Consider the following 13,064-nt stretch of genomic DNA (forward strand, 5'->3'; position numbering starts at 1 on the left):
ATAATTAGCAGGTGTTTTGGCGCCTAACTACATTATTTATTCACTCCGGCAACAAGGCTGATTAAATTTCTGCATTCATTTACAGTGGTTTAAGAAAAGTGAGTGAAATTAATTGAGCAAACGTTTGCGAAAGCAATTTCTGTTCGTACCTTTGCAGCCCGCAAACGAGATAGCGGGATTAGTTCTCTGACATCATGCAAATAGGAAAGACTTTAAGAAAAGTGAAAAAATCACTTGACAGGAGTTAAAATTATTTGCACCTTTGCACTCCGCAAATGAGGCAACGAAATTGCGGTAGTTAATTGAAATAAGGAAACGGAAAAGGGCAAAAAAATTAAAAAATAATTTTTGCAGAAATAAAAAACTTTTCTACCTTTGCAGTCCCAAAACGAGGGAGAAAAAATCGGAAACGAGATTTGAAAAATAACGTTAAAAAGCCGGAAGCGATTTCCGGGAAAAACAAAAGATTAAAGTTAAGCGTCGCAATGATGCAATAACATAAATGCTGAACCGCGAGGAGAAGCGAAAAGTTCTTAAAGAGATTAGAAGATTAGAATGCAGCGTAACGGTCCCACGGGATTAGTTATACTGAAAAGAAGAAGCTTGAAGAGCGATGGGATAATGTAAGAGAATATTTTTTTTACAGATTTCTATTGATTGAGTTTAATAGGGTCTGGATACAAACAACACATTTTACAATGGAGAGTTTGATCCTGGCTCAGGATGAACGCTAGCGGCAGGCCTAATACATGCAAGTCGGACGGGATTTGGGAGCTTGCTCCTGATGAGAGTGGCGCACGGGTGCGTAACACGTATGTAACCTACCTTGTTCAGGGGGATAGCCTCTCGAAAGAGAGATTAACACCGCATAAAATATCGATGTGGCATCACAATGATATCAAATATTTATAGGAACAAGATGGGCATGCGGAACATTAGCTAGTTGGTAAGGTAACGGCTTACCAAGGCTACGATGTTTAGGGGATCTGAGAGGATGACCCCCCACACTGGTACTGAGACACGGACCAGACTCCTACGGGAGGCAGCAGTAAGGAATATTGGTCAATGGGCGCAAGCCTGAACCAGCCATGCCGCGTGCAGGAAGACGGCCCTACGGGTTGTAAACTGCTTTTGTACCGGAATAAACCCTTTTACGTGTAAGAGGCTGAATGTACGGTAAGAATAAGGATCGGCTAACTCCGTGCCAGCAGCCGCGGTAATACGGAGGATCCGAGCGTTATCCGGATTTATTGGGTTTAAAGGGTGCGTAGGCGGCCTATTAAGTCAGGGGTGAAAGACGGTAGCTCAACTATCGCAGTGCCTTTGATACTGATGGGCTTGAATACACTTGAGGTAGGCGGAATGTGACAAGTAGCGGTGAAATGCATAGATATGTCACAGAACACCAATTGCGAAGGCAGCTTACTAAAGTGTGATTGACGCTGAGGCACGAAAGCGTGGGGATCAAACAGGATTAGATACCCTGGTAGTCCACGCCCTAAACGATGAATACTCGATGTTGGCGATATACGGTCAGCGTCTAAGCGAAAGCGTTAAGTATTCCACCTGGGGAGTACGCCCGCAAGGGTGAAACTCAAAGGAATTGACGGGGGCCCGCACAAGCGGAGGAGCATGTGGTTTAATTCGATGATACGCGAGGAACCTTACCCGGGCTTGAAAGTTAGTGAATAGAGCAGAGACGCTCTAGTCCTTCGGGACACGAAACTAGGTGCTGCATGGCTGTCGTCAGCTCGTGCCGTGAGGTGTTGGGTTAAGTCCCGCAACGAGCGCAACCCCTATGTTTAGTTGCCAGCATGTAATGATGGGGACTCTAAACAGACTGCCTATGCAAATAGAGAGGAAGGAGGGGACGACGTCAAGTCATCATGGCCCTTACGTCCGGGGCTACACACGTGCTACAATGGGCAGTACAGAGGGCAGCTACCTGGCAACAGGATGCCAATCTCCAAAAGCTGTTCACAGTTCGGATCGGGGTCTGCAACTCGACCCCGTGAAGTTGGATTCGCTAGTAATCGCGTATCAGCAATGACGCGGTGAATACGTTCCCGGGCCTTGTACACACCGCCCGTCAAGCCATGGAAGCTGGAAGTGCCTGAAGTGCGTAACCGCAAGGAGCGTCCTAGGGTAAAGTCGGTAACTGGGGCTAAGTCGTAACAAGGTAGCCGTACCGGAAGGTGTGGCTGGAATACCTCCTTTCTGGAGCATTATCCCAAACTTTAAGCAATAAGTATTCTTTAAGATAACAGCACTGAAAGGCTGTTACCTGCATTAATTTTCTAAATAAGATCTCAAAAAAAACAACCCGGAAGATGAAGCCATCATGTGGTGCGCCATACGAGTGGCAAGATTGTAGGTAAAAGACAGTCCTGTAGCTCAGCTTGGTTAGAGCACTACACTGATAATGTAGGGGTCAGCAGTTCAAATCTGCTCGGGACTACACATCTGAAAGGGGGATTAGCTCAGCTGGCTAGAGCACCTGCCTTGCACGCAGGGGGTCAACGGTTCGAATCCGTTATTCTCCACCACACCCACCGTTTCCTGAGAGGGATAGGATATAATGCAAGTTATGATAGCGATATCATATTGGGTAAAGTTCTTTGACATATTGGAAGAAGTAAAATGAAAGAGAAGACAACAGTAGGGAGTCTTTTCTGGACGATGAAGCGAGTAGCAATACGAGCGGAATTAAAAGAGAGACATCTCGAATAATAAAAACGTATCGTGCCGAGCAAAAGCGGCAATGATATTAGAAGAAAGTAAGAAAGGGTACACGGGGGATGCCTTGGCTCTCAGAGGCGATGAAGGACGTGATAAGCTGCGATAAGCTGCGGGGATTAGCAAATATAAATTGATCCGCAGATTTCCGAATGGGGAAACCTAACTATTTGAAGAATAGTTGCATAAATGCGCAAACCTGCTGAACTGAAACATCTAAGTAAGCAGAGGAAGAGAAAACAACAGTGATTTCCTGAGTAGTGGCGAGCGAAAGGGAAGAAGCCCAAACCATATATGTTACGGCATATACGGGGTTATAGGACCACAACATGAATATTAAAATGAACCGGAAGGGCATGGGAAGGCCCACCATAGAGCATGAGAGTTGCGTACGGGTAAGTAATAATAGGATAGTGGTATCCTGAGTACCGCGAGGTCGGAGACGCCTTGTGGGAATTTGCCGGCACCATCCGGTAAGGCTAAATACTCCTGAGAGACCGATAGTGAACCAGTACCGTGAGGGAAAGGTGAAAAGAACCCCGAACAGGGGAGTGAAATAGAACCTGAAACCGTGTACTTACAAGCGGTCGGAGCAGACTTGTTCTGTGACGGCGTGCCTTTTGCATAATGAGCCTACGAGTTACTCTTCCCTGGCAAGGTTAAGTGTTTAAGACACGGATCCGAAGCGAAAGCGAGTCTGAATAGGGCGTATAGTCAGGGGAGGTAGACGCGAAACCTTGTGATCTACCCATGGGCAGGTTGAAGGTGCCGTAACAGGTACTGGAGGACCGAACCGATAAACGTTGAAAAGTTTCCGGATGACTTGTGGGTAGGGGTGAAAGGCTAATCAAACTGGGAAATAGCTCGTACTCCCCGAAATGTTTTTAGGAACAGCGTGGTGGTAAAGTTATACAGAGGTAGAGCTACTGATTGGGTGCGGGGGAGTCAAATCCTACCAAATCCAGACAAACTCCGAATGCTGTATAATATACACTGCAGTGAGGCTATGGGTGCTAAGGTCCATGGCCGAGAGGGAAAGAACCCAGACCATCAGCTAAGGTCCCCAAATTAACGCTAAGTTGAACTAACGAGGTCCGATTGCACAGACAGCTAGGATGTTGGCTTGGAAGCAGCCATTCATTTAAAGAGTGCGTAACAGCTCACTAGTCGAGCGATCGGGCATGGATAATAAACGGGCATTAAGCGTTATACCGAAGCTATGGATTACACTTTTAGTGTACTGGTAGGGGAGCATTCTACATGCGGTGAAGCAGGAAGGACAACTGACTGTGGAGGGTGTAGAAAAGCAAATGTAGGCATAAGTAACGATAAGGCGGGAGAGAAACCCGCCCACCGAAAGACTAAGGTTTCCTGATCAACGCTAATCGGATCAGGGTTAGTCGGGGCCTAAGGTGAAGCCGAAGGGCGTAGCCGATGGACAACTGGTTAATATTCCAGTACTTTTTATAACTGCGATGCGGTGACGGAGTAGTGACACTGACGCGAACTGACGGAATAGTTCGTTAAAGGCCGTAGGTATAGGTTTGGTAGTTAAGTACGCCAGACTTGCTGAAAGCTGATAGTACACTGAGCCTTCGGGTAAGGTGATAGTTCAGGTAATCAGACTTCCAAGAAAACCCGCTAAGCTTCAGGTTATAAAAACCCGTACCGTAAACCGACACAGGTAGTCGAGGAGAGAATCCTAAGGTGCTCGAGTGAATCATGGCTAAGGAACTCGGCAAAATGGCCCTGTAACTTCGGGAGAAGGGGCGCTGGTAGCAATATCAGCCGCAGTGAAAAGGCCCAGGCGACTGTTTAACAAAAACACATGGCTTTGCAAAATCGAAAGATGACGTATAAGGCCTGACACCTGCCCGGTGCCGGAAGGTTAAGAGGGGATGTTAGTCGCAAGGCGAAGCATTGAATCGAAGCCCCGGTAAACGGCGGCCGTAACTATAACGGTCCTAAGGTAGCGAAATTCCTTGTCGGGTAAGTTCCGACCTGCACGAATGGTGTAACGATCTGGGCGCTGTCTCAGCCATGAGCTCGGTGAAATTGTGGTATCGGTGAAGACGCCGGTTACCCGCAACGGGACGGAAAGACCCCATGCACCTTCACTACAACTTAACATTGATATCGGATACAGGATGTGTAGGATAGGTGGGAGGCTGTGATCCTGCTTCGCTAGGAGTAGGTTAGCCAACGTTGAAATACCACCCTTTCTGTATTTGGTGTCTAACCCGATAATGTCGGGGACATTGTTTGGCGGGTAGTTTGACTGGGGTGGTCGCCTCCAAAAAGGTAACGGAGGCTTTCAAAGGTAAGCTCAGTACGCTTGGTAACCGTACGCGGAGTGCAATAGCATAAGCTTGCTTGACAGTGAGACAGACAAGTCGAGCTGGGTCGAAAGACGGATATAGTGATCCGGTGGTTCTGCATGGAAGGGCCATCGCTCAAAGGATAAAAGGTACGCTGGGGATAACAGGCTGATCTCCCCCAAGAGCTCATATCGACGGGGAGGTTTGGCACCTCGATGTCGGCTCGTCACATCCTGGGGCTGGAGAAGGTCCCAAGGGTTGAGCTGTTCGCTCATTAAAGTGGCACGCGAGCTGGGTTCAGAACGTCGCGAGACAGTTCGGTCCCTATCTGTTGTGGGCGTTGGAAGTTTGAATGGGGCTGACCTTAGTACGAGAGGACCGGGTTGGACTAACCTCTGGTGAATCTGTTATGCCGCCAGGTGTACTGCAGAGTAGCTACGTTGGGAATAGATAAGCGCTGAAAGCATCTAAGTGCGAAACTAGCCATGAGATGAGACTTCCTTATAGGATCGTAGCAGACTACTACGTTGATAGGTTACAGATATAAAGGTGGTGACATCAAAGTCGAGTAATACTAATTATCCGAAGCTTTCTCTAACAGAAGAATTTGCTGTTGTTTTCTCTTACAGATTACTTCTTTCAATAATATGTCATTGTTTGTTTAGTGAACAGTAGCATCAAGCGGTTAGTATAACTGCAAACTGCAACTCAAAACTGCAAACTATTAAAATATTCAGGTGCCTATATCGGCGGTGTCCACCTCTTCCCATTCCGAACAGAGAAGTTAAGCCCGCCAGAGCCGATGGTACTGCAGTAAAATGTGGGAGAGTAGGTCGGTGCCAAATCTTAAAGTTAAACCCCCGTGCGAAAGCATCGGGGGTTTCTTTGTTTATAAGCTTTTCTACAAGCGTCTGTCTGAGTGTAATCGAAGACCTGTACGCCCGGAAAGAACTCCTGCCATATGGTTCGACAAGCTCACCATGACAAGTTCGTTAATTAACACTATAGTCATTTATAATGCTGAACAACCAAGGACTGACAGTGATTAATTTTCAGCTTTCTTAACCATATCTTTAATTACCTTATCCAACTGTTCGGTGCTGTCAGTAAGCATATCACATATGTTGCTCATGTTTTGATCTAGTTCCATATTGCTGAGTATGCCTGTAAGCCCCTGTATGTTGGCTAATGGCCGGCGAAGCACATGAGACTGCTCCCAACCTATTTGCTCCAGCATTGTAGTTTTATCTGCAAGCTCTATTTTTGTCTTCTCCAGCTCAGTGTTTGAATTTACCATCTCCGTAATGTTGTGACCAAGGCAAAAAACACCTAAGGGCTCACCATTATCGTCCATCATGGCGCGGAACTCCCACTGGGTAACCACATAGCCGCCGTGCCCATCATGTTTGCGTATGGTTGCAGGAAAGGACCTGTTTGGTTCGTTAAAGCAACGTGCAGATGTTTCTTCACAAACACGCCGGTCATCATTATGCATGGTGATAAAGTAGGGTTGACCTACCAAGTCTGAGTAACGGTAGCCAAAAGTACGTGCGTAATGCCTGTTTACATAGGTGTAGGTGCCGTTCATGCCGGTTGTAATTACGTAGTAAAAAACCGAGTCTTCGAGCAGATGTATGGTAGAGGTAACCTGGTGCATTGTTATTGTTAACAGCACGACACAATGTGTGTTTAACTGTGTCGTAAATTACTTACGGAAAGTATTAAAAATTCTTTTAATTGTAAAACTGAACTTGAAATTGACAAGAATGTTACATGTTCACTTAGCTTATGTATGCAGGTTTAGTGTTCAGTTTTTTTCGTGAAATCGAAAATGAACACTTGATCTAATCGCTTATTTACCAGCAAGAACCACACTTTTTTACACCATTTGAAACAGCTATTTTCATGATTTTTTGCATTAAAGCAGATTTTTTTGTATATTAACTATTCAGTTGCTGTAACGGTTTTCAGATCTATCTTAATTAGGTTTCCCAAAAGCTCTGGCGATTCTCTTCCGCATTTTTCCAGTATGTGATCAGCTTAGATTGCAAAATTTCATATCTTAACGGCTCAAACCTTTTATACCAAAACTTATGAAAATTGCTATGCTCGGCTCCGGCTTTATTGCGCGGTTCTATGCCGATTCGCTGGTGGCGCACCGACGTGTAGATCAGCTTTTTGCTGTGTACGGCCGGAGTGCAGATAAAGCCAAAAAGTTTGCTGATGATTACAAGCTATCCTTCCACAGCACCAGTATGCAGGAGGTGATTGAACACCCTGAGGTAGATGTAGTGGTAATATCTCTCCCCAACGATCTGCACCTTGCTGCTGTTGAAGCATGCGCCAAAGCAGGAAAGCACGTGTTGTGCACCAAACCGCTTGGCCGTACTGCGGCAGAGGCTAAACAAATGCTTGACCTTGTAGAACAGGCTGGTATTATGGGCGGCTACCTGGAAGACTTATGCTACGGACCAAAGTTCCTGAAATCGCTGGCAAGTGTTAAGGCAGGTGCCCTGGGCAGGATACTATGGGCCAAGAGCCGCGAAGCACATCCCGGCCCGCACAGCAACTGGTTTTGGAACAAAGAACAAAGCGGGGGCGGTGCCATTGTAGATCTCGGCTGTCATTGTATCGAGATCGCGCGTAACTATATTGGTAAGGACATCAGACCGGTTGAGGTGATGTGCTGGGCAGCTACCCAGGTACACCCTATTGATGCCGAAGATAATGCAATAGGTATGGTGAAGTACGCCAATGGCGCTATCGGCCAGTTTGAGGTGAGCTGGTGTTTCCGAGGCGGAATGGACCTGCGCGACGAGGTGATGGGGACGGAAGGCACCATTTGGCTTAATAACTTTTTACGTACGGGCTTCGATATGTTCAGTACCGGTAAAGGCGGCGGCTACGTTGCCGAAAAGGCGGAGAGCAGCAGCGGGTGGTTATTTCCTGTTGGCGACGAGGTAAACGAGTTAGGCTATAATCACATGTTTACAGATATGTTTGAGGCTATTGAGCAAAACCGTGAGCCGGCAGAGACCTTTTACGACGGTTATGTTGTAAACGCGATTATCGACGCGGCTTATGCTTCTGCTAAAAGTGGTGTATGGGAACCTGTTCAGCTTGACGACTGGCGCGGTAATACCGATACCAAAATCGCTACTGAATTTGCCAGCTATGATGAGCAGTATTACCTTATCAAAGAAGAAATACTTCCGCACGGCGATAGAAAACTGATTCTGAAAGATAAAACCAGTGGAGAAGTTATCGTAAGGGACTTGTAAACCCGGAACAACAACCCCTAACTCCCTGAAGGGGGAAGTATGTCAATAAAGAAAATATTCAACTCTTGTCTCCCCTTTAGGGGGCTAGGGGGTTAAAGGCTTATGGATAGAAGAAACTTTTTATACAGCAGCGGCATACTGGCTGCTGCTATGCCGTTGCCGGGCTCGTTGGCGTTTGGTGATGCCCGCGTCTTACCAAACCGGGGCATACAGCTTTATATGGTGAAGGACGAAATGACCAAAAATCCGGAAGGCACCTTGAAGCAGCTGGGCAAAATGGGCTATACTCAGCTGGAAAGCTACGGCAGCGACAAGGGCGTGTTTTGGGGCATGAACAACAAGGCTTTTCAAAAGCTTGCCAACGGATACGGCCTTAAGCTGGTATCTACCCATCATAATCCTATGCCGGTTGAAGAGTTCGAGCAACTTGCCGCTCAATCGTCAGCGATAGGCATGAAGTATTTGATATGCCCGTGGCTAGGCCCTCAAAAGTCGATAGACGTATTTAAACAAGCGGCTGATGATTTTAATAAGCGCGGCGAGATTTGCAAAAAGCACGGTTTGCGCTACGGCTACCATCCGCATGATTACCCGTACAAGCCTGTGGACGGGCAACTACCAATTGATGTGCTACTGGCGAATACTGATAAACAGTTGGTAGATTTCCAGATGGATGTGTACTATACGGTTAGCGAAGGTCGCGATCCATACACCTACCTGTTTAAGCACCCTGGCCGCTTTAAACTGATGCACCTGCGGGATGTACTGAAGGAGCGATTGCCAAAGGGTAGCCAGGAGGAATCAGCTTGTGATCTGGGCGAGGGTATCATCAATTTTCCTAAGCTTTTATCAGCGGCGCAACACAGCGGCTGCAAATACTTCTTTGTTGAGCAGAGTCGCTATAATCACGAAACACCGCTGCAAAGCGCTGCTAAAAATGCAAAGTATCTTATCCGGAACCCCATAGCCCCCTAAAGGGGGAACTTTGAAAAACTTAAGTGCTCAAGTCAAATAAAGAAACTATTAAACTATTGTTCCCCCTTTAGGGGGTTAGGGGATAAACAACAAAGCCCTTTGAGTTATCAAAGGGCTTGTTCATTGTATGCAGTTTAGGTTATAGCAAAAATATTTTAAAGTAAACCTGTCCGTATTCTCCCCAGTCCTTTAATGCTGATTTTAGGGTAGTTGCCAGGCCTGCTGCGTTCACCGCTTTACCCTTGTTAGGTACTTTAAGCGATGTTTCAGCAACCGGCAGGTCGGTAACTTTGGTGGCAAACCAGGTAACATTTTCGTGCGGAAGCGCTACACCCAGTATCATGCCGGGTAAGCCGGTGAAAGTTTCGGGGCCGCCGCTTACCGGGATCTCCTCAGAATAAAAAGCCACTACGTATATGGAGTCCATCACCACGGCATTGGCACGGCGGCATTTGTAACCTGCTATTTCACGTGTCTCATCAGTTATCTTCCAGTCAATTCTACGTACGGTATCTTTTACCAGGAACATTTGCTCAAACACCTTTTTATTAGCCGTACTAATGGTGGTGTTCAGGTCGGTGAAGATGGTGTTGTTTTGCTGCGCAATAGGTTCATTACCAAAAAAGTTATTGTTGGCGGTTTCTGGTGGTTCCTCAGGCGTAAAAAGGGTTTTGTTATTGGTAAAAGTGAGTGTGCTTTTTAGTGTTTTAAACTGCGGCTGCGTTTTTTTGTACTGCTCCAGTGCAGGCGCCAAAAAGCTCTCGTTGTCGGGCGTCATGCGTTTTTTCAGGAAGGCATACATATTTACCTTCTTCTCAAACTCAATAGTACCGCTGGTAGTAAAGTGGGCGTTTTGAGCCAGTAAGCTGCCGCTGAACAGGCAGGTAATAAGGGCTATAATTGATATTCTTTTCATGATCGTTATTTCTTTGCAGGTGCTCCGCCACCCATTTTATTAAAGTCCCATTGTACCGATAGCATAAAGTACCTGCGTATTGTAGTGTACCTGCTTTGAGAAATGTATAACCCGCTGGCGTTGCGGCTAAAGCCAGAGTTTTGGTTCAACAAGTCATTACCGCTAAGTATTAATTTCAGGTTTTCTGCCTTAAAGAATGTCTTAGTGATGTTAGCATTGATGATGGTTTGTTCAAATGGGGTATCAAACGACTGGGTTGCCGCCTGGTACTGGTATTCGCCATCTGCGCCTACTTGTATCTTACCGGGTAGGTACACATTAAACCTGCCGTTTGCATTAAAGCCGCGGCCGTTGTTGTTACGGTTGGGGTTAAGTGATGATTGACCGGTTGTATAAGTTGGACCAGCGCCAATATCAAAGGAAAATTTCTTTTGAACGTATTTATTAAAGTTTAAGCGGCCACTTATGGTGTTAGATGTGGTTTTGTTTTCTGCACCATTTTTCAAACTGTAATAAGTATTGCCATTAAGGTTAGCGCTTAAGCCAACATTAAAATCAAGCGCCGCTATCTTCCTGTCAAAGTAAAAGCCACCATAGTAGTTTGCCTGTTTTCTGTTTGGAAGGTTAAGGTACTGGATGGTGTTCTTGCCAGATGTATCGGTAGTAATATTGTTTACTATCGGATCGGTAGTGAAGGAGTAAGATCCGTATCCAGACAAATATTGACCGGTAAGCGTTTTATATGAATTAAAGTTGATGTTAAAGCGGTGCGTAAACGACGGGCCTAGATCCGGGTTACCTATAGTAATGTTCAATGGGTCATTGTTGTTACGGATAGGCTGTATCTGGTCAAACGTTGGCTGTGTTGGGCTGCCATTGTAACGCAGGCTAAATGATTTTTGCTGAGAGAACCTGTACTGATAAGTTGCTGTAGGATTCCAGTTGGTAAAGTTGCGTTTAAAGTCGTTGCCTGTTACCTGGTCTACCTGTTTAAACCGAACGGCAGAAACTTTTGTACCAAAGTTGATAGTTTGCTTGCCCTTTTTATAGTTGAAGATAGCGCCACCCTGGTTAGCCAATTGATTGAATTTGTAATCGCTGCTGAGGGAATCTACAAGAGAGTTGTATACACCAGGTGAGGTTTGATCAAACGATTTGCGGTCAGCCTCGCTGTTGTTAATGTTCAATCCGTAATTAAGCACCACAGAGAAGTACTTGCTAAACGGCTCGGTATAGGTAACGTTGGTAAGCACTTTGGTGCTCATCATATCGTTAGTTTTATACTGGTCTATAACGCGGCTGCTATCCAGCAGACCCGCTTTAAAGTAGTCTGTAGTAGCATTAAGGTTACCTTTTGATTTGCTGTCGCTGGTACCTACTGTGAAGTTAACAGAGAAAGTACGGCCCGTTTTCTTCAGCTTTTTGTTGTAGAAGGCGGTGGCGTTAAACAACTGCGCATCGGTGTAGTTACGCAAGCTGCGATCCTGGCGGTTAAGTAAGGTATCGTTCTGCATACTTTCAGACAGGTTACTGCTGCGTGTACGGGAGTTTTTAAGCGTACCATCTACCGTTACTTTTAAGTTAGAGGTGGAGTCAATTTTTACCTGGTACATCGCGTCCAGTTTCTGGCGGAACATATAGTTGTTATCAGTTCCGTCGGCATTTGTTTTTAATGAACGGCCCGGGAGGTCATTTTGTGTTTGGCTGTTATTTGTGCCATCAACCTCCAGCGAACCCGCTTTGTAGTTGGTGTTGATAGACTGCTTATCGGCATCAAATTTTTTGTCGTAGTGCAAGCCGCCGGTGTATGCTTTTGGCAGGCCCTGGCCGTTGTATCTTCCGTCGAAGGAATCCAGATCGTCGCCGCCACCACCAAAGATGAAGATCTCGCCATTATCGCCAAACTGCAAACCGTCAGAGTTGCCCAGCTTGTTATTATCCTCCCAGCCTAAGCCGGTTTTACCTGTGTTAGCTGCTGTAGCATAACCAGAGAATTTTTCTTTGCCTTTAAAGCGATTGAACAAAGCCTGGCTTTCGTAAAAACCATCGGTACCAACACCGCCGTTTACCTTACCAAAGTAGCCGTTCTTTTTATCTTCTTTTAGTTTAATGTTTATCGTTTTGGTTTTCTCGCCATCATCAATACCTGTAAAGGTAGCCTGGTCGCTTTTCTTGTCGTATAGCTGCACCTTATCCACCATATCTGCACGAAGGTTTTTGGTAACCAGGGTAGGATCGTCACCAAAAAATTCTTCACCATCTACCAGTACCTTTGGTACGGCTTGTCCTTGTGCGGTAATTTTACCATCCTTATCAACCTGCATACCAGGTAGCTGCCTGATCAGGTCTTCTACTTTGGAATTTGGTTCTATCTTAAATGCAGCCGCGTTATACTCAGTAGTATCGCCTTTAATTTTTATGGCTGACACGGTACCTTTAATCAGTACCTCTTTAAGTAATCTGGACTTGAGCTGCATGTTGATGCTGCCAAAATTACGGTCGGTATGGGCCGAGTCAAGCGTAAATTTTTCTACGTAGTCTGCATAATCCGGGTAGGTGACCATCAGGATGTAGTTGCCTTTGCTAAGTCCCGAGATACTAAAAATACCGCCGGTACCCGCGCGGGTAAATTTGCGTAAAATGGAATCTTTAGCATTTAAAACGCTGACGCTGGCGTTAAGTAATTTCGCGTTTGATGCGGAGTCGATAGCGGCACCTTTAACAGAGTAACTTTTCTGCGCAAATGCCGCTGCAGAAAAAAGAAAAAAGAGTAGGAGGGTAGAAATTGTGATCTTCATGCTGATGGTTTACGGGGGAACAAGATATAACTAAATTCTT

General features: G+C 45.9%; 5 protein-coding genes, 2 tRNA genes and 3 rRNA genes. 7 read left to right on the forward strand and 3 right to left on the reverse strand.

From position 1 onward, the window contains the following. Window positions 1-695: 695 nt before the first annotated feature. The 5 genes from AC59GT_RS02770 to rrf all read left to right on the forward strand — a co-directional run bounded on the left by AC59GT_RS02770 (window position 696) and on the right by rrf (window position 5,899). A 16S ribosomal RNA gene (locus AC59GT_RS02770) occupies window positions 696-2,217 on the forward strand. Between the two features lie 166 nt (window positions 2,218-2,383). Further along, window positions 2,384-2,458, forward strand: a tRNA-Ile gene (locus AC59GT_RS02775). 11 nt (window positions 2,459-2,469) lie between these two features. Continuing rightward, a tRNA-Ala gene (locus AC59GT_RS02780) sits at window positions 2,470-2,546 on the forward strand. Between the two features lie 225 nt (window positions 2,547-2,771). Beyond that, window positions 2,772-5,651 (forward strand): 23S ribosomal RNA (locus tag AC59GT_RS02785). A 136-nt stretch (window positions 5,652-5,787) separates the two neighbouring features. Further along, window positions 5,788-5,899: ribosomal RNA gene (gene rrf / locus AC59GT_RS02790) — 5S ribosomal RNA — on the forward strand. The 16S, 23S and 5S rRNA genes sit together here with 2 tRNA genes alongside, the layout of an rRNA operon. Window positions 5,900-6,099: 200 nt before the next feature. Here rrf and AC59GT_RS02795 read toward each other — a convergent pair. After that, window positions 6,100-6,711: a PAS domain S-box protein gene (locus AC59GT_RS02795; protein WP_497236225.1), complete on the reverse strand. Its 612-nt coding sequence runs from the start codon at window positions 6,709-6,711 to the stop codon at window positions 6,100-6,102. A 436-nt stretch (window positions 6,712-7,147) separates the two neighbouring features. Between AC59GT_RS02795 and AC59GT_RS02800 the strand changes: the two genes are divergently transcribed. Both AC59GT_RS02800 and AC59GT_RS02805 read left to right on the forward strand, forming a co-directional pair. Beyond that, the gene (locus tag AC59GT_RS02800; protein ID WP_497236226.1) at window positions 7,148-8,335 is read left to right on the forward strand and encodes a Gfo/Idh/MocA family protein; all 1,188 of its coding nucleotides are present in this window, start codon (window positions 7,148-7,150) and stop codon (window positions 8,333-8,335) included. Between the two features lie 102 nt (window positions 8,336-8,437). After that, window positions 8,438-9,310, forward strand: coding sequence for a sugar phosphate isomerase/epimerase family protein (locus AC59GT_RS02805; protein WP_497236227.1), 873 nt, complete (start codon window positions 8,438-8,440; stop codon window positions 9,308-9,310). A 139-nt stretch (window positions 9,311-9,449) separates the two neighbouring features. Here AC59GT_RS02805 and AC59GT_RS02810 read toward each other — a convergent pair whose 3' ends face one another. Then, window positions 9,450-10,226: a GLPGLI family protein gene (locus AC59GT_RS02810; RefSeq protein ID WP_497236228.1), complete on the reverse strand. Its 777-nt coding sequence runs from the start codon at window positions 10,224-10,226 to the stop codon at window positions 9,450-9,452. A gap of 5 nt (window positions 10,227-10,231) precedes the next feature. After that, entirely contained in the window at window positions 10,232-13,024 is a 2,793-nt protein-coding gene (locus AC59GT_RS02815; RefSeq protein ID WP_497236229.1) for a TonB-dependent receptor, read from the reverse strand. Window positions 13,025-13,064 lie beyond the last annotated feature (40 nt).

This window comes from Mucilaginibacter sp. 320_HR, from assembly GCF_059691875.1.

What these genes read in the sequence shown, in the direction of transcription:
- AC59GT_RS02795 (WP_497236225.1), bottom strand. Translation starts at nt 6,711, where the DNA reads ATGCACCAGGTTACCTCTACCATACATCTGCTCGAAGACTCGGTTTTT.
- AC59GT_RS02810 (WP_497236228.1), bottom strand. Translation starts at nt 10,226, where the DNA reads ATGAAAAGAATATCAATTATAGCCCTTATTACCTGCCTGTTCAGCGGC.
- AC59GT_RS02800 (WP_497236226.1), top strand. Translation starts at nt 7,148, where the DNA reads ATGAAAATTGCTATGCTCGGCTCCGGCTTTATTGCGCGGTTCTATGCC.
- AC59GT_RS02805 (WP_497236227.1), top strand. Translation starts at nt 8,438, where the DNA reads ATGGATAGAAGAAACTTTTTATACAGCAGCGGCATACTGGCTGCTGCT.
- AC59GT_RS02815 (WP_497236229.1), bottom strand. Translation starts at nt 13,024, where the DNA reads ATGAAGATCACAATTTCTACCCTCCTACTCTTTTTTCTTTTTTCTGCA.